This window comes from Paraburkholderia sp. C35, assembly GCF_003121405.1.
Lineage (GTDB): Bacteria > Pseudomonadota > Gammaproteobacteria > Burkholderiales > Burkholderiaceae > Paraburkholderia.
This window is the reverse complement of sequence record NZ_QBUY01000004.1, coordinates 205,279-223,805: the sequence shown is the minus strand read 5'-3', so window position 1 is coordinate 223,805 and position 18,527 is coordinate 205,279. Positions and strand designations below refer to the sequence as shown.

Genomic DNA, 18,527 nt, shown 5'->3' with positions numbered 1-18,527 from the left:
CAGCCCAGGTGGCAAACGGTGTGTAGGTTGTCGCGCATTCTGCGTCGGCGATCCTACAAGACACACCGCCTTTGCTTTTCAGTCCGGAGTGATGCGTATAAGGCGCGATAGCCGACACACCGTTTGCCACCTGGGCGGCCTGGGCCGAACTGGTAAGGCCCGCTGAGACGCGGATGCTTGAAGAGGGTGATGCGCCCTTTAAGAGCGTGGGCAGCGGGCATCAAGAAGAGTGATGCCGTGTGAAGGATAGGACCGGCTGCGGGCCCGCAGGCAAGGACCGTAGTGGGTGGTGTTCAGCGGCTTTCTTTTGCCTACTTTTCTTTGCCGCGGCAAAGAAAAGTAGGTGCTGCCCCGCACAGGGGCGACGCATGAAGTACCAGTAAGAAATCGCGGACGCCAGCGAAAGCAAAACCAAAACCAAAACCAAACCCTAACTCTCTTCAAACTCCCGCCACATCCCCTCCAGCGCGTCCTCAAAATTCCGCGCAAACCTCTGCGCATCACACATCGGCGACACCATCACCTGCTCCCGTAATCCAGCCCGCAGCGCAGCAAGCGCATCGACATCACTCACCAGCTCGCAAACCTTACGCACATACCCATCCTGATCACCGCAAATCCACTCACCAAACCCGGCCGAATGCAAAACGCTCTCGCAGATATGCCCAAGAAACCGGTCACCCTTCATCGCCACGACAGGCACCCCCATCCACAAGGCTTCCGCCGTCGTCGTCCCGCCAGGATACGGAAAAGGACTCAACACCACATCCACGCGATGGTACGACTTGAAGTACTCGTCACGCTTGGCTCCACCCTCAAACACAAGCTGCGAAGCACCAACCCCACGTGCCGCGAAACGCTGCAGCGTCGCGTCAACAGCATGCTTGCGGTCGAGTTCGTGCGCCTTCACGAGCAGTCGTGAGCCGGGCACCGCGCGCAACACGCGCGCCCACAGATCGAGCACGTCGTCCGTCATCTTGGCGAGCTTGCCCAGATAACCAAAGGTCACGCAACCATTCGACTGCATCGGCAGCGGCCCGACCTCAACATCATGCGCAGGCGGCGTCATGCACAGATAGCCGTCAGGCAGACGCCACGGCTTTTCGATGAAGTGATGCGCCTCGTCAGGCGGCAACACATAACGATCGCCGAGCACGTAATCCATCGCGGCAATGCCCGTCGAGGCGAAAAAGCCCAGCCACGTCGCCTGCACGGGTGCCGGCTTCATCGCGAACACAGGCAAGCGGTTGAATGCAGTGTGACCCGCCATGTCGAGCAGAATGTCGATGCCGTCATCGAAGATGCGCTGCGCCGCCGCGTCGCGTGAAAGCTTCCACAGCGGTGTCCATGCGTCGAACAACGGCCGGATGCGATGCGTCATCTCATCGACGACTTCGCTGGTCGGATAGGCAATCAGCTCGACCCGCAAAGGATCGATGTGCCGCAGCATGCTCTCGGTGAAAATGCCCACCGGGTGCGTGCGCAAATCGCCTGACACAAACCCGACGCGCAACGGCCGCTTGCCACGCGGCGCACGTCGATGCGTGAAGCGCTTCACGTTTGCCGCGATCCGCTCGCCAAAATAGATGGCGTCGGCCAGATACGCTTCGACCGACCGCTGCGACATGCTCGCTTCGCAGAACAGCAGCGCCGTGTGCGCGGTATCGGCATCCGGCGATCGCTCGATCGCGCTGCGATAACTCGCTGCGGCAGATTCCAGATCGCCTAGCGCACGCAACACGTCGCCGAGATTGATGTGCATCCGCGACGAGCCGTCTTTCAGCGTCAGTGCCTTGCGGGCGTACTGCACGGCTTCACCGGCACGTTCCGTCTTCAGATACGCGACAGCAAGGTTGTGATGCACTTCGGCATCGTCTTCCGCAAGTTCGATGGAACGCAGATAGCTTTCGATCGCTTCGTCATAGCGATAGAGTCCGTACCAGGCGTTGCCGATCGTCGCATACGCTTCGGCAAGCGTCATGCGCGGCTCCGCAGCGCGCGATTGCGCAACCGGCAACGCGCTGTCCGCATCGTACTGGTACGAATCGACGATCGCCTGCGCGAGTTGCAGCGCTTTCCTGTAATGCATCACAGCGCTGTCGCGATCGCCCAGATCGCGCAACGTGTTGGCCAGATTGTTGTGCACGCCAGGGCGCCCGGAATCCAGTTCGATGGCCCGGCGCAGGCTCGCTGCGGCATCCTCGAGTTCACCGCGCGCAAGCAGCAGCGTGCCCAGACTGTTGTGCATCAGCGCGCGGTCAGGGTCGAGTGAAATCGCGCGGCGATAGCTCTCGATGGCCTCGTCGTACTTGCCCTGCTCCATCAGCGCGTTGCCAAGATTGTTGTGTGCGTCCGCGTAGTCGGGCTTGAACGAAATCGCCTTGCGATATGCGAGCACAGCGCTGTCCGCTTCGCCGAGATCTTTCAGCGCATTGCCGAGATTGTTGTACGCCTCGACATATCCGGGACGCAACTCGATCGCCTGTGCGCAGCTTCGCATCGCCGCGTCGGGCTGCCGGTCCTCGCGCAGCGCGTTGCCGAGGTTGTTGTGCGCTTCGGCATAGTCGGGATTGAGCGACACCGCTTCGCGATAACCATCGATCGCCTGCTTCAGTTCGCCATGCTCGCGCAACGCGTTGCCGAGATTGTTGAAGTAGATCGCGTTCGGCAGGATAGCAATCGACTGCCGCATCAGCGTGATGCCAGCCTCGTGCTGCTGGATCTGGCACGCGAGCAATCCGAGAAAATGCAGCGCATCCGAATGCCGCGGATTGGCGCGCAAGATCGTGTCGTATATCGCCTTGGCTTCGGCGAGACGGCCAGCCTGATGAAGCGCGAGCGCCGAGTTGAGAAGATTAGCGTGGTCCACTGTGATCCCTTGATTCTTCAGTCGAAGCGGGCACACGCCCGTTTCGCATCATCGCGTTTGCGGCACGGCGTACTGCGCCCACATGCCTTCGAACGCCGTCTTCAGATTCCGTGCGAAACGCCGCGCGTCGCATAGCGGTGACGCAAGCGTCTGCGCGCGCAAACCCGCGCGCAACGCCGCGAGACGCTCGGGTTGTGCCGCCCATGCGCTCGCCAGCGTGCGATAGCTGTCTTCATCGCGCGCGATCCAGTCGGCCAGTCCCGCCGCGCTCAGCACGCTTTCGCAGATGTGCGTGACGAAGCGGTCGCCCTTGAGCGCGACGACTGGCACGCCCATCCACAGCGCTTCCGCTGTGGTCGTGCCGCCCGGATACGGAAACGGACTCAGCATGATGTCGACGCGGTTGTACGACGCGAGATACTCGTTGCGCGGCGAGCCGCCTTCGAGAATCAGGCGCGATGCATCGATGCCCTGCGCGGCGAATCCCTCCAGCGTCGAGCGGCACGCATGCGCAGCGCCGAGTTCGTGCGACTTCATCATCAGCTTCGCATCAGGCACGGCATGCAGCAGGCGCGACCATTCGACGATCACGTTCGGCGTGATCTTCACCAGCTTGCCGAAATAGCCAAACGTCGCGTAGCCGTTGCGTGCCATCGGCAACGGGCCGACGCGCACGTCATCGCCGGGCGGCGTGAAGCACAGATAGCTGTCGGGCAGGCGCCAGACTTTCTCCACGTAATGCGATTCTTCATCGACGGGCAGCACATGCGGATCGCCCAGCACGTAGTCCATTTCCTCCAGCCCCGTGGTGCCGAAGTAGCCGAGCCAGCTGACCTGCACCGGCGCGGGCTTCCACGCGAATACGGGCAAACGGTTATGCACCGTATGGCCCGACAGGTCGACGAGAATATCGATGCGATCGTCGCGAATCATCTGCACGGCCTGCCCGTCAGGCACGTTCACGAAACTGCGCCACGCGGTGAAGCGTTGCTTCAGACGCGCCGTGATGTCGTCTTCACTGGCGCGAGTCGAATACGCAATCAGATCGAAGCTGCCGTCCGCGAAATGCTCCATCACCGATTCGATGAAAATACCCACGGGATGCAGTTGAAGATCGCCGGATACGAAGCCGATGCGTAGCTTGCGCCCATCGTTTTGAGGCGCCGCATGCGAGCAGCGATGCGCACGCGCAGTCATGCGTGCGCCGAAATCGCGTGCGGCAGCGAGCGTGACGGACGGCGCTGTCGGTGCGTGAGTCGCGAGATCGAACAACAGGCGGTTGTGCGCCAGTTCCATCTCGCCGTCGAACGCGATGCCACGCCGATAGCTGGCAATCGCGCCATCTGCGTCGCCGAGCACGCTGAGCACATCGCCCATGTTCACGTGCAGCACAGCGGAATGCGGTTCCAGCGCAAGCGCCTGTTGCGCGCTCGTGAGCGCTGCGTCGGCACGGCGATGCTTGAGCCATGCGACAGCCAGCCGATGATGCGCATGGGCATCGCGTGGCGTGAGTTCGGTTGCCGTCCGATAGCAGAGAATCGCCGCGTCGTATTTCTCGGCCTGTTCGTATGCATCGCCCAGATCGATGTATGACGACGCATCATTGGGCGCGCGTTCGACTGCACGCGTCAGCACCTGCGCCGCTTCGTCCCAGCGCCGGCGGTCACGCAGCCATTGCACCAGCTTGCGATGACGCGCGACATTGGCAGGTTCGCGCTGTGCAGCGCGTTGCAGCACCTCGATAGCACCATCGACGTCGCCCTTCGCATGCAGCAGCGTCGCGAGACTGTCGTGGCTTTCGACGTGACCGGGATCGAGCGCAACGGCGCGACGGAACGCGGCGATCGATTCATCTGCATTGCCGCGCCCCGCTTCTGCACGCGCAAGATTTCCGAACGCGGCCGCGTAGTCGGGCCGAAACGTCACAGCCTTGCGATACGCGAGCACTGCGTTGTCGAGATCGCCGAGATCCTTCAGCGCGTTGCCGAGATTGTTGTACGCCTCCGCATAGCCGGGCCGCAATTCGATGGCCTGCGCGCAGCTGAGCATCGACGCGTTCGCGTCGCCCGCTTCGCGCAGTGCGTTGCCCAGGTTGTTGTGCGCTTCCGCGTAATCGGGACGCAGCGTGACGGCGTGCCGGTAGCTGTCGATGGCCTCGCCGGGCAGCTTGCGTCCGAGCAGCACATTGCCCAGATTGTTGTAGTAGACGGCATTCGGATTCGCAGCGATCGACGCGCGCATCAGCGCGATGCCCGTGTCCGCCCGATCCGTCTGGCAAGCGAGCAATCCCGAGAAGTGCAGCGCATCCGATTGCGCCGGCTCGCTTTGCAGAATGGCGTCATACAGCGCCTGCGCATCGGCAAGTCTGCCTGCCTGATGATGCGCGAGCGCCGCGTTTAGAAGGCCCGGAATATCGTGCATGTTCGACTGTCCTGCCGCGCTCAATACGGATGCGTTTGCGCGAAGAAATCGACCAGGCCGCCTTCGTGCTCGATCATCACGCTCTTCGTCGCGATGCCTTCACGCGTCATTTCAGCGATGATGTCGCGCGCGCGCCATTGCGTCGGAATCACGATCACATCGACGTCGGTCTGTTTCAGCACGTCGCGGTACTCGATCCGTTGTCCGGTGCCCGGCACGAAGGTGCCGACCTTGCCCAGGTCCGAATCGACCACGAGGGGAAAGCGCTCGGCGTCCGCGCCGAAATGATGAATGAACGCCGCTGCCTTGCCCGTGCCGCCCCAGATCGCAACGCGCTTGCCCGACGCACTCAATTGCGACAGTTGCTGCGCGATCGTTGCGCGGCTTTCGACCGTGCGCGCAGCGAAACGCGTCGCCGCTTCCGCACGCGAACGCGCCTGCGCAGGCACCGCGAGCTTGACGAGCGCGTACACCACTTCGCCGTCGTAGCCGTGATCGAGCGCGACGACATCACCCGCGCGCGACATCAGCGTACGGAACGATTCCGTCGTGAAGTGCGACACGTGTTCATAGAAAAAGTCGGCGAGACGCTGTGTGTCGAACACACGGTCGATGCACGGCACTTCTGCAAACAGCCACGCGTCCTTGCCCGCCGACATCGCGCCCCATGCAAGCGCTTCGAGGAGCCGCGCGGGTTCCGTCAGATGATCGAGCACGTGGCGAATCACCACGGCATCCGGCTGGAACGCCTTCATATCCGCGAGCGGTTCGAACAGGCGGGGATGAAACTCGACACCAAGCCCTGTCTCAGGCGTCGCATTCGGATCGAAGCCGATGAAGCGTCCGCCAGGTTTCGCTTGCGCCAGTCCGCGCACAAAATGCCCTTCACCACAGCCGATCTCGACAACATTGGGTGCATCAGGCAACTGCGACAGCACGAGATCGCGCGTATGCGCGAGATGGCCTTTCCAGATGCTGCCGTTGTTGAACATCCGGTTCGGATTGCTTTGATACGGAATCGCGTCGTATTCGAAGCGGTGATTCCACACGTGCGTGCACGACGGGCACTGCACGAAATCCTGCGCATGACGCGGCAGCGATTGCGCGGCGTGCGCGGAATCGGGCCACGCGAGCGTCGCCAGCGTCTGCTCGCCTGCCGGGAAAAACCGTGCGGCCACCGTGTTCGAGCAAACGGGGCACGTCGCTTCGATCAGATCGCAATTCATTGCTTCACTACCTTTTTGAAGTACGCGATGGTCTCTTTGAGACCATCTTCGAGCATCACGCCCGGCTCCCAGTCGAGATGTTGACGGGCCTTCGCGATGTCGGGACGCCGCTGCACGGGATCGTCCGACGGCAGCGGGCGATATTCGATCCGCGAGCGCGAACCCGTCAGCCGCAACACCGTTTCCGCCAGCTCGCGAATCGTGATCTCGCTCGGATTGCCGATGTTGAACGGTCCCGGCTCGCCTTCGTGATCCATCAGCCGCATCAGCCCTTCGACGAGATCGTCGACGTAGCAGAACGAACGCGTCTGGCTGCCGTCGCCGTACAGCGTGATCGGTTCGCCTTGCAGCGCCTGCATGATGAAGTTGGACACCACGCGGCCGTCGTCGGGACGCATGCGCGGGCCATACGTGTTGAAGATCCGCGCGACGCGAATATCCACACCGTGTTGCCTGTGATAATCGAAGAACAGCGTTTCCGCGCAGCGCTTGCCTTCGTCGTAGCACGCGCGCGGACCGTTCGGGTTCACGTTGCCCCAATAGGTTTCCGGCTGCGGATGCTGCTGCGCGTCGCCATACACTTCACTCGTCGATGCCTGCAGAATGCGCGCGCCGCAGCGCTTGGCGAGCCCGAGCATGTTGATCGCGCCGAGCACGGCCGTCTTCACCGTCGATACAGGATCGCTCTGGTAATGCACCGGGCTGGCCGGACACGCCATGTTGAACACGCGGTCCGCTTCGACGTACAGCGGCAGCCACACGTCATGGCGGATCACTTCGAAATTCACCTTGCCGATCAGGTGATGAATGGTCTGCTTGCTGCCCGTGTGAAAGTTGTCGACGCACATCACGTCGTGACCGGCCGCTACCAGCCGGTCACACAGATGCGAGCCGAGAAAGCCCGCGCCGCCCGTAATCAGGACCGACTGCGCACTCACTTACACGGCCTCCGAAACCTGCGCGACGCGCTGTTCCCACATGCCGTGCAAGGCAGTTTCCAGATTGCGGGCGAAACGCGCCGCATCACACAGCGGCGACGCGAGCAGTTGCGCGCGCAGGCCAGCGCGCAGCGCGGACAGATGCGCCTGGTCTGCGGCGAACGCGACGGCCTTGTCGACGTAAGCCGCGTCGTCTTCGGCGATCCAGTCGGACAGGCCTGCCGTGTGGCACAGCGTTTCCGCGATATGCGTGACGAAGCGCTCACCGTGGCGAACCAGCACGGGCACGCCCATCCAGAACGCTTCCGCTGTGGTGGTGCCACCACCGTACGGGAACGGACTCAGCATCATGTCGACACGTCGATAGGCAGCGAAATACGCATCGCGCGCCGAGCGACCTTCGATGATCAGGCGCGAGGCCGGAATGCCGCGCGTCGCAAAGCGGCGCACGAATGCGTCGCGCACGTGCGCGTCGTCGAACTGACCTGATTTGAGGAACAGCACTGCATTCGGCACTTTCTGCAGCAGCGCCGACCACACGCCAACCACATGATCCGTGACTTTCGTCACGTTGCCGAAGTAGCCGAACGTCACATGACCGTTCGCGAGCATCGGCAGCGTGCCCGTTTCGACGTGCTCGGCGGGCGGTGTGAAGCACAGATAGCTGTCAGGCAGACGCCACGGCTTTTCGATGAAGTGCGATGCTTCGGCTTCCGGCAGCACATGCGCATCGCCGAGGATGTAATCGATCGCGCGCACACCCGTGCTTGCGAAATAGCCCGGCCAGCTGACCTGCACGGGCGCCGGCTTCCACGCGAACAGCGGCAGACGGTTATGCGTGCTGTGGCCGGATGCGTCGATCAGAATATCGATGTTGTCTTCACGGATGCGCTGCGCAGCCGCTTCGTCGCTTACGCCGGCGATGCTGGTCCACGCGGAGAACGACGGCTTGATGCGCGCCGTGAGTTCGTCGGCGATATCGCGTGTCGGATAGGCAACCATTTGCACGCGCGACGCATCGAGATTCGCCAGCACGCTTTCGATGAAGTAACCGACCGGATGCTTCTTCAGATCGCCGGACACGATGCCAACGCGCAGCGGACGGTCGACGCGCGAGCCTGCATCGACCAGCCACGTCGTGAACGGCGTCGCGCGCGCTTCCATCACTTCGCCGTAACGCAGCGCTTCGTCCAGATACGCTTGCGGCGTGGTCTGCTGCTGATAGTTCAGCGCAAACAGCAGATTGCTGCGCGGCTCCGCGAAATCGGGGCGCAGCGCGATCGAGTTACGCCAGGCCTCGATGGCCGCGTCGAGCTCATCGAGCTCCATCAGCGTGTTCGCGAGGTTGTTGTAGGCACGCGCGTCATCCGGCTTCAGGTTGATCGCCTGGCAGAACGACTGCACGGCCGCGTGATGATCCTTCAGCGCGCGCTGGGCGTTGCCGAGGTTGTTGTGCGCATCCACGTATTCCGGCTGCAGTGCGAGCGCCTGGCGGAAACATTCGGCAGCGGCGGCAGGCCGGTTGTTCGCCTGCATCACGTTGCCGAGGTTGTAGAAGTAGAACGCCTGCGGATTGCGCGTGATGGCAGCCATGATCAGATCGCAAGCCGTCGCGTACTGGCCGAATTCATGCGCGATCAGGCCGAGCAGATGCATGGCGTCCGCGTGATTCGGATCGATCGCGAGAATCTGCCGATACAGCGTTTCTGCTTCATCGAAGCGCTCGGCTTCGTGATGCTCGCCGGCCGTTTGCAGCATCGCTGCGATCTGCGCCTGCGCAGTCGCATCCGGTGCCGGTTGCGGCTGCGGTGCCGTGCCGAGGTTGGTGGGCGTCGGCATGCGCTGCCACGAGCCATTCTGATTCTGATTGAAGTCTGTCATGCGATATTGCGCTCCACGCGATGGCGGGCGTCTCCTGATGAAAGTCGATCCGTTTGGGCAGAGCGCCCGTTACTGGCGTGATGACATGCGACGTGGTGCGCCCACATGCCGTGAAATGCGTCTTCGAGATGGCGTGCAAAACGCGGCGCGTCGCACAGCGGCGAAGCAAGCAGGCGTTCGCGCAACGTGCTTCTGAGCGTCGCCAGTTCATTGCGCTGCTCGCTGAAGCGAACCGCTTTGGCGACGTAGTCGTCATCGTCTGCGGCGATCCATCCCGGCAGGCCCGCCGTGCTCACGATGCTTTCGCCGACGTGCGACAGAAAGCGTTCGCCGCGCCGCGTCAGCACGGGCACGCCCATCCACAACGCTTCGACACTCGTCGTGCCGCCTGCATAAGGGAACGGATCGAGTGCGATGTCGACGCGCTGATACGCCGCGAGCAGTTCGTCGCGCGGCGACTGTCCTTCGAGCAACAGGCGCGCAGCGTCGATGCCGTGCGCGTCGAATCGCGCCAGCGTGGCGTGGCGAACGGCGGGATCGTCGAGTTGCCGGGTTTTCAGCAGCAGACGCGAAGCGGGCACGGCGTCGAGCACGCGCGACCATAAAGCGACCACGGCATCGTTGAGCTTCACCAGATGGTTGAAGCAACCGAAAGTGATGGCACCGTGCTCACCAGCGGGCAGCGGGCCGGCATCGATAGCGAACGGCGGCGGCGTGAAGCAAAGATAGCTGTCGGGCAGATGCCACGGCGCTTCGACGAATTGCGATGCTTCTTCGAGCGGCAGCACGTGGCGATCGGCAATCACGTAATCGATCGATGCGAGTCCCGTCGTCGCGAAGTAGCCAAGCCATGTGGCCTGAACGGGTGCGGGCTTACGCGCGAACACGGGCAGACGGTTGTGATTCGTGTGACCCGACAGATCGACGAGCACATCGATCGCGTCGTCGCGGATGCGGCACGCGCACGCTTCGTCGTCGAGCCGCGAGACATCGTGCCACGCGCTGAAGTGCGGCATCAGACGCTGCGATACTGCATCGTCGCGCTTGCGTGTCGCGTAGGCGATGAGTTCGATGCGTTCGCGGTCCAGATGGCCGAGCACGCTTTCGAGGAAAAAGCCGACAGGATGCGAGTTCAGATCGCCGGATACGAAGCCGACGCGCAGGCGCTTGCCTTCAGTCGCGACGTGCGCGGTGTGGTCGATGCGTTGTGCCCTCGCCGATTGCTGTTCACCAAACGCGCGTGCTTCGTCGAACTGCTCTCGCAAGCTCACGTCCGGTCGCGTGTTGACCAGCAGCAGCAGATTGCTGTGCGCCTGCGCGAAGCCGGGGTCGAGTTCGACGGCGCGACGATAGCTCTCTGTCGCTTCCTCCGTAAGCCCCTGATCGCGCAGCACGTTGCCGAGGTTGTTGTGCAGCGACGCGCGCATCGGTTCCAGTGCGAGCGCGCGTTGATAGGCGTCAGCAGCGCCCGCGGCGCGGCCATATTTCTCCAGGATGTTGCCGACGTTGTTGTGGGCGTTCGCGTCATTCGGGTTCAGCGCGATTGCCTTCATGTAGCTGTCGAGCGCGCCTTCGTCGCTGCCCAGATCCAGCAGCGCGTTGCCGAAATTGATCCACGCCTGCGCAAGCCCCGGCTCGAGCCGAATGGCCTGCTCGCAGCTGGCGAGGGCAGCCGTTGGGTCACCCGCCTCGCGCAATGTATGGCCGAGATTGCTGTGCGCCTGCGCATACCCGGGTGCCAGCGACAGCGCCGCGCGATATGCAGCGATCGCGCCCTGCTGGTCGCGCGCGCGGCCGCGCATGTTGCCGAGGTTATTCAGATAGATGGCGTTCGGATGCAACTGGATCGATTTCTCGATCAGATCGATGCCCGCCGGCAGATCGCCGACGTCACACGCGAGCACGCCCAGAAAATGCAATGCATCGGCATGCGTGTCGTCGTGCTGGAGAATCAGCTTGTAAAGCTCGGCCGCTTCGCCCATGCGACCCGTCTGATGATGCGCGAATGCAGCCTGCAATGCGGCGGCGGGATCGAATGCGGGCACGGCCGGCGGCGGCGCGTGCAGCGTCCCGTCCATCCGGACGTCGCCGCTTGTGGTGGATGCGTGATCGGCTGGCGCTTGCATCGGAAACCTTGACGTGACGCGTTGACGACGCGCTCACACGCCCATGTACTTCTGCATGTAGCGCTCGTAACCGCCGCGCCACGACGGACTGCCGAAAGATCCACCGCTTTCGTGGACCACGCTCATCGGCCAGGTTCCCATGCGCAATCCGCGTGATTCGGCCTGGCGGCAGAAATCGAGATCGTAGAAGTGGAAGTCGAAGCGCTCGTCGAAGGTGAGACCGCTGGCGATCAGGCGCTCGCTGTCGGCGGCCAGCAGCAGGCCGTCGAGCAGCTTGCATTCGCGGCCAGGCGGCCCGTAAATCGACATGTTCGAGCACGGGAAGCCACTGCCGTGTCCGACCACGCCGCTTAGATATTGCGGCTCGTCGCGCGTCAGGGATGCATCCTTGAAGAACCACGAAGGCTGTCCCGGCAGACGGCGCGTGTTACCCGCCAGACCGACGATGTCGAACTGCGTGACCGCTTCGCGGATGCGGTCCATCCAGTAGAAGTCGCACAGATGCAGGTCGTCGTGCAGGAACACGAGGATGGCGGGATCGTGGCGCGATTGCTCGATCGCGTAGTTATAGATCGACGAAAGTCCGGCCCGGTTGTTGTCGAACAGCATCAGCTGCGGCGGCGTCGCATGACGGAACAGCGAGAGCGAGCGGCCGAGGGCTGTCTTCAGCGGAAAATCGTCGTAAGAGGCGCGCGTGCCACAAACCAGGCGAATGGGCTTCATGAAAGCGGAAAACAGGAAAAGAGTCGATCGGGCGCGCGGTCGGCGCGGCGCTGCCATACGACGGCGCGACGCAGCCGGACACGCACCGGCTTCAAGGGCAACTCGACACGCAATGAGCTACCGTGACGCTATTCTGTCCGCGAGGGCGATAGGGTGATCGGTGGATCAGATGGAGTTAATGGCCGTATTTCGGCGAACTGTCACAAAGCCGCGGGGAGGGAGTGCGGGCCGTTGCGCGGTGAGACGCGCAAACAGATGGCGTAAAAAAACCCGCTCGGGGCGGGTGCTGGATGGTGGCGGGTGGCAGCTTTGGGTGCCGTTTCGGTTCGGGTTTTGAACCACCACGCTTGATGTATTCTTGGCGCGCCCGGCTGGGATCGAACCAGCAACCCCTGCCTTCGGAGGGCAGTACTCTATCCATTGAGCTACGGGCGCATTCGGCAAAGAATCGGCAAAAGCGCTGCAAAATCACACAGTTGATGCAGATTGCGGCGCCAAAGCGAGACCGAGAGCATACCCGGTTTCGTGATGCCCGTCCACCGCAAGCCCGTCAGCGCGTGCTTCCCCCGCCTTCGCGGTGTTCCCGGCATGCGGGCCATCTCGCACGCCAGGTGCAACAAATCCCACCCAAAGCGCAAAAATGTTCGCGTAAACGCCTACTGAACACCTTCCGGGCCCGCTCGCCCGCGCCGAAACCTTCCGTCTATAATCGTTCGTGGCTGATCAAGAACAAGATGTTGCCGTCGCGCTGTACCGCTCACAATACCCACGGGAGACGAGACAAGCATGAGCGAAGCACCACACGGAGCCCCGATCAAGACCCCCGGACAGCTCATCGCCGCAGTCATCGCTGGCTTTGCTGTCCCGATCATCATCATCATTCTGCTCGCGTATTACGTCGACAATTCGACCCGCACGGGCGCAGGCACGGACAGTCTGTCCGACGCCGCCGTCGACGCGCGCACCGCACCGTTTGCCCAGGTCGACATCCGCGACGCCAACGCGCCGCGCGTCTACAAGACAGGCGAAGAGGTCTACAAGGCCGTCTGCTCGGCGTGTCACGCGTCGGGCGCAGCGGGCGCGCCGAAGTTCACCAATACGGGCGACTGGGCGCCGCGCATCGCCGAAGGTTTCGACACGCTCTGGCACAACGCGCTGATGGGCAAGGGCGCGATGCCTGCGCGCGGCGGCACGAGTCCGGACGATTACAGCGATTACGAAATCGGCCGCGCCGTCGCCTATATGGCGAACAATGCGGGCGCGAAATTCGACGATCCGCCGAAGCCCGTGCCGGGTCAGGCAGCCGCCGCTCCAGCGGGCGCTTCGGGCGCAACGGCAGCCGGTGCCGATGCGGCGTCGGGTGCGACGGCAGCAGCAGGCGCCTCCGATGCCGCAGGCGCGCAAGCCGCCGCCGCGATGGCCGCCATGGCCAACGTACCGCAAGCCGCAGCGCCCGCCTCGGGCGCGACGCAAAGCGCGGATGCCTCGCAGGCAGGCAAGGCGCTGTATCAGCAGGTTTGCCAGGCGTGCCACGCAGCAGGCGTGCTGAACGCACCGAAGTTCGGCGACAAGGAAGCCTGGGCGCCGCGCCTCAAAGACCCGATCGACACGATCTACAACTACGCGCTGCACGGCAAGGGCGCGATGCCGCCGAAGGGTGGATCGAATGCATCCGATGCCGACGTGAAAGCCGCCGTCGATTACATGATCAGCGCGGCGAAATAAGCAGCGCGCATTTTTTCAGCGCGCAAAAAAAAATCCCCGCTCCATGCGGGGATTTTTTATGTCGTCAGCATCGACGAATCAAGGCTTCTGCAACAGCGCCTTGAGACTCGCGAGCCGATCTTTCGGCGACATCGGCGCTTCTTCGGGTGTGGGCGGCGGCGCTTCGTCGAGTCCCATTTCGGGGATGAAGCGCGACGGCTCGCACACGACTGTCTCGCGCGCCCGCTTGCGCTTCTTGCACCAGTTCAAATGCAGGCTGCGCTGTGCGCGCGTGATCGCCACATACATCAGGCGGCGCTCTTCCTCGATGCGCTCGTCGTCGATCGGGCCGTCGTCTTCGGTGCCGCCGCGATGCGGCATGATGCCTTCCTCGACGCCCACCAGAAACACGTGCGGATACTCCAGACCCTTCGACGCATGCACCGTCGATAACCGCACCGCATCGGGATCTTCATCCTTGCCTTCGAGCATCGACATCAACGCGACAGTCTGAATCAGTCCGAGCAGATTCTTGCCGGTGTCGGTCAGGCCATCAGCGGTGTCAAAGCCGGTCTGTTCCGCGCCCGCTGCCGGTTCAGGCTTGGTGCCCTTCCGCTTCAGCCATTCCAGGAACTCCAGCACGTTTTGCCATTTCGCCTGAGCCTGACGTTCATCGAATGCGTCGTACAGATAGGCTTCGTAGTGGATCGCTTCCATCAGGTCGTCGAGCACGGTACTGGCAGGATCATGCTCAGCGCGATCCCGCAGACGCTGCATGAAATCGCAGAACATGCGCAACGGCTCGACCTGTCGCGCCGACAGTCGCGCCTCGAGGCCGCCCATGTACACGGCTTCGAACAGCGACACCTTCGCCTGCCCGGCAAACGCGCCGAGCGCTTCGAGCGTCGTGTTGCCGACGCCACGGCGCGGCGTCGTGATCGCACGGATGAACGCGGGATCGTCGTCCGCGTTGGCGATCAGGCGCAGATACGCGCAGAGATCCTTGATCTCAGCCTTATCGAAGAACGACTGGCCACCCGACAGCACATACGGAATCCGCTCGCGGCGCAGCACCTGTTCGAAGATCCGCGCCTGGAAGTTGCCGCGATACAGGATCGCGTAATCGCGGAACTGCGCGCGGCGCTCGAACTTGTGCGCCGACAGCCGAAACACGACGGATTCCGCCTCATGCTCCTCGTCGTTGCAGCCGGTGACGGTGATCGAATCGCCCATGCCGTGTTCGGACCACAGCTTCTTCTCGAACAACTTGGGATTGTTCGCGATCACGTTGTTCGCCGCCGTCAGGATGCGCACCGTCGAGCGATAGTTCTGCTCGAGCTTGATCAGGTGCAGCTTCGGAAAGTCCTTGCCGAGCTGCGCGAGGTTTTCGAGCGTCGCGCCGCGCCAGCCGTAGATCGCCTGATCGTCGTCGCCCACGGCCGTGAACGCCGCGCGCGGACCGGCCAGCAGCTTCACCAGTTCGTACTGGCACGCGTTGGTGTCCTGATACTCGTCGATCAGCAGATAACGCAGCTTGTTCTGCCAGCGGTCGCGCACCTGCTCGTTGTTCTTGAACAGTTCGGCGGGCAGGCGGATCAGATCGTCGAAATCGACGGCCTGATAGGCGTGCAGCGTCGCCACATAGTTGCGGTAGACGATGGCCGCCTGATGCTCGTCCTCGTTCGACGCAATTGCCATCGCCTCGTCCGGCATGATCAGGCCGTTCTTCCACAGGGAGATAGTCGTCTGGATCTTGCGGATAAAGCCTTTATCCGTCGAACCGACCTGCTCCTGGATCATGCCGAAGCAGTCGTCGGAATCCATGATCGAGAATTGCGGCTTCAGGCCGACGTGCTCCGCTTCCTGACGCAGAATCTGCACGCCGAGCGAGTGGAACGTGCTCACCGTCAACTGATTGACGGGCACCTTGCGGCCTTCCTTGCCGGGCGCGCTAAGCGTCTTGCCTTCGAGCAGCTTGCCGACGCGCTCGCGCATTTCCGCCGCGGCCTTATTCGTGAAGGTGACGGCGGCGATATGGCGCGGCTCGAAGCCTTTGTTTTCGATCAGGTGCGCGATCTTCTGCGTGATCACGCGCGTCTTGCCGCTGCCCGCGCCCGCGAGCACGAGACACGGACCGTCGAGATAGCGCACCGCTTCGCTTTGGGCGGAATTCAGGCCTGCGGACATCGTGTGTGGATGAGTAATCGATTGAGGGCGCGATTCACGAGGAATGGCCGGGGAACATGCAGCGAAACGGCGCGAGCCGCGCACCGTGGCGAAATGCGCCACGCAATTGATTCCATGCGCTTTTTGCCGTTCGCGTGAGAGCCGCGATGTTAACACGAATGGCCTTTCCGATGCCTCGTCTTATGCCTTCCGGCCAAAGCGGAAACCATGTCGCGCGGCGAGCCGATCAGGAACCGAAAGGCGTCCGTGTAACAATTATGTCGTTGCGCGCCGCCCCCGCGGCGCGCCGCTATTGCAGGGAACACGCATGTCTTCATCGCTGAAAATTGGCTTGATGGGCTACGGGTTCGCCGGCGCCACGTTTCACGCGCCGGTGATCGAACATTGCGGACGCGCGAGCGTCGCGGCGATCGCGACAGGTCAGCCGGACAAGGCGCGCGCAGATTATCCGGACGCGCAGATCGTCGCCGATATCGACGCACTGCTCGCACTCGCCGACATCGAATGCATCGTGATCGCGACGCCGAACGACACGCACTTCGACCTCGCGCGCCGCACGCTCGAAGCGGGCAAGCACGTCGTGGTCGATAAACCCGTCACGCTCTCAGCCGCCGACGCGCGCACACTCGCCGCTCTCGCGACAAGCAAAGGGCTGCTGTTCGCGCCGTTCCACAACCGGCGCTGGGATGGCGATTTCATGACAGTGCGCGAACTCATCGCGAGCGGCGAACTGGGCCGCATCACGCATTTCGAATCGCACTTCGACCGTTTTCGTCCGGGCATCCGGCAGCGCTGGCGTGAGGAAGCGTCACGCGGCGGCGGCCTGTTATTCGATCTCGGCCCGCATCTGATCGATCAAGCGTTGACGCTGTTCGGCGCGCCCGAAACGGTCTACGCGACGGTGAAGGCGTATCGCGATAACGCGAGTGCACCGGATTACGTGCATCTGCTGCTGGGCTATGCGAATCACGAAGTCGTGCTGCACGCGAGCGCGCTGACGGCGATCGTCGCGCCGCGCTACACGATTCACGGCACGCGCGGCAGCTATGTGAAATTCGGTCTGGATACGCAGGAAGACCAGTTGAAAGCGGGCCTGCGTCCGGGCGAGGCGGGCTTTGGCGGCGGCAACGAGGCAGGCACGCTGCGTGTGCTCGAAGGCGAGCAGGAAACGCAGCGCGCACTGCCGACGCGCGATGGCGCCTATGCCGACTTCTATCGCGCGCTGGCGGCTTCGATTCACGATGGCGTGCCGTTCCCCGTCAGCACGGATGATGCGGTCGATGTGATGGCCATCGTCGAACTGGCCAATCGCAGCGAGCAGGAAGGCGTGCGGCTGCCGTTCCGGCGCGGCGCCTGACGCGGCGGCGGCGTTCGAGCCGCTGTCTCACGTTTGGCCTTCATTGCGCCTTCAGCGGCATTGCATTTCGACGTCCCCTCGCCGCAGATCACCCTGATCAGCAAACATTAGTTACAAACTGTGCCTGCGATGCGTCATCGCGCATTGCGGGCCGACCGTTGCTTCCCATACCTACCGGAAACAACCAGAAAAGGAGAACTTCATGCAACGTATCGTTCGCGCGCTCGCCTGCTGTGCGCTGGTTTCGTCGCTTGCCGCGTGCGTGGTGCCGCCTGCCCAGCAGATCGCCGAGCCGTCACCTCCGCAGAATCCGCATGAAGCGGCTGCGCGCCGCTTCGATCAGGTCAATGGCCGCATCGACAACATGAGCCGCCGCATCGACACACGCGTGAACCAGGGCTATTACCCGCCGCCCGAAGGCGGTGCGCTGCATCGCCGGCTCGATACGATCCGCCAGGAAGCACACGACATGGCCGCACAGCACGGCGGCGGTCTTTCCGGCGACGAACAGCGCGTGCTGAATCAGGAACTGGATACGGCTGCGGCGGCGATCAACCGCTGATCGGCGAGCAGGCTTTTCCGGAGCGCGGTCCCGCGAGGGTCCGCGCTTTTTTTCGCCCGCGTTTTTGCACTCTGTGGGCGCGTAAGCGCAAACCCCCGTTTGCCCGTTTCGGGGTGTCATTTTTGACCACCGGAATACCGCCGCAGCCCTGCAACGCAAGCCAGACACAGCCTCCATGTCGCAATTTGACAACCCTCCCACCCTCGCGTACATTCGCCGCACGCGTCGGGAGAGCGTGCTTTTTGCTGTCGTCTGATGGTTCAGGATCATCCAGCAGCGAGCGCCGCCGAAGGGGCATACCCGCAAACTCTCAGGCAAAAGGACCGACCGCGTCGAAAAACCCGCTTGTTCGAATGAGCGTCCGTTTTTCGCACTCTGGAGAGCGGCAGTAGCGCCGGTGCACTCAACTGCACGCGCAGGCTGCCCACCGAAGGGGCGCGCGCCTCGCCAGTCAGCACTCGCTGACAGCAGCGCAATCTCTCAGGTATCGAGGACAGAGGGGGCATGCAGTTATCGCTCGTTGGCCCGAGATG

Annotated in this window: 11 protein-coding genes, 1 tRNA gene and 2 riboswitches; of the genes, 3 read left to right on the top strand and 9 right to left on the bottom strand. The window is 62.9% G+C overall.

Annotated features, from left to right (window positions below; all coding sequences use genetic code 11):
- Positions 1-430 precede the first annotated feature (430 nt).
- From DK391_RS04525 to DK391_RS04490, 8 genes are all read right to left on the bottom strand, one after another.
- Positions 431-2,869 carry a tetratricopeptide repeat protein gene (locus DK391_RS04525; protein ID WP_109476790.1) on the bottom strand — a complete coding sequence of 813 codons (2,439 nt, stop codon included), beginning with the start codon at positions 2,867-2,869 and terminating at the stop codon, positions 431-433.
- Positions 2,870-2,917: 48 nt separating this feature from the next.
- The gene (locus DK391_RS04520; RefSeq protein WP_109476802.1) at positions 2,918-5,290 is read right to left on the bottom strand and encodes a tetratricopeptide repeat protein; all 2,373 of its coding nucleotides are present in this window, start codon (positions 5,288-5,290) and stop codon (positions 2,918-2,920) included.
- Between the two features lie 20 nt (positions 5,291-5,310).
- On the bottom strand, positions 5,311-6,516 hold the full coding sequence (locus tag DK391_RS04515; protein ID WP_109476789.1) for a class I SAM-dependent methyltransferase: 1,206 nt from the start codon (positions 6,514-6,516) through the stop codon (positions 5,311-5,313).
- On the bottom strand, positions 6,513-7,454 hold the full coding sequence (locus tag DK391_RS04510; protein WP_109476788.1) for a UDP-glucuronic acid decarboxylase family protein: 942 nt from the start codon (positions 7,452-7,454) through the stop codon (positions 6,513-6,515). The genes DK391_RS04515 and DK391_RS04510 overlap by 4 nt, the downstream gene beginning before the upstream one ends.
- Positions 7,455-9,335, bottom strand: a complete 1,881-nt coding sequence (locus tag DK391_RS04505; protein WP_109476787.1) for a tetratricopeptide repeat protein — start codon at positions 9,333-9,335, stop codon at positions 7,455-7,457. It abuts the gene before it with no gap.
- Complete coding sequence (locus DK391_RS04500) at positions 9,332-11,413, bottom strand: tetratricopeptide repeat protein (RefSeq protein WP_239482694.1); 2,082 nt, start codon at positions 11,411-11,413, stop codon at positions 9,332-9,334. The genes DK391_RS04505 and DK391_RS04500 overlap by 4 nt, the downstream gene beginning before the upstream one ends.
- An 81-nt stretch (positions 11,414-11,494) precedes the next feature.
- Positions 11,495-12,184 (bottom strand): glycosyltransferase, encoded by a 690-nt coding sequence (locus DK391_RS04495; RefSeq protein WP_109476785.1) that lies wholly within the window; start codon positions 12,182-12,184, stop codon positions 11,495-11,497.
- A gap of 359 nt (positions 12,185-12,543) precedes the next feature.
- Positions 12,544-12,619: transfer RNA gene (locus DK391_RS04490), tRNA-Arg, on the bottom strand.
- A gap of 351 nt (positions 12,620-12,970) precedes the next feature.
- Here DK391_RS04490 and DK391_RS04485 point away from each other — a divergent pair.
- Positions 12,971-13,909, top strand: coding sequence for a c-type cytochrome (locus DK391_RS04485; protein ID WP_109476784.1), 939 nt, complete (start codon positions 12,971-12,973; stop codon positions 13,907-13,909).
- Positions 13,910-13,987: 78 nt separating this feature from the next.
- On the opposite strand, the gene DK391_RS04480 is transcribed toward DK391_RS04485, so the two are convergent.
- Positions 13,988-16,075, bottom strand: a complete 2,088-nt coding sequence (locus DK391_RS04480; protein ID WP_109476783.1) for a UvrD-helicase domain-containing protein — start codon at positions 16,073-16,075, stop codon at positions 13,988-13,990.
- Between the two features lie 307 nt (positions 16,076-16,382).
- On the opposite strand from DK391_RS04480, the gene DK391_RS04475 reads away from it, so the two are divergent.
- Together DK391_RS04475 and DK391_RS04470 are read left to right on the top strand one after the other, a co-directional pair.
- Positions 16,383-17,432, top strand: coding sequence for an oxidoreductase (locus DK391_RS04475; RefSeq protein ID WP_109476782.1), 1,050 nt, complete (start codon positions 16,383-16,385; stop codon positions 17,430-17,432).
- 202 nt (positions 17,433-17,634) lie between these two features.
- Positions 17,635-17,994, top strand: coding sequence for a hypothetical protein (locus tag DK391_RS04470; RefSeq protein ID WP_109476781.1), 360 nt, complete (start codon positions 17,635-17,637; stop codon positions 17,992-17,994).
- Between the two features lie 216 nt (positions 17,995-18,210).
- Positions 18,211-18,331, top strand: a riboswitch (glycine riboswitch).
- Between the two features lie 28 nt (positions 18,332-18,359).
- A riboswitch (glycine riboswitch) is annotated at positions 18,360-18,501 on the top strand.
- Positions 18,502-18,527: the final 26 nt, after the last annotated feature.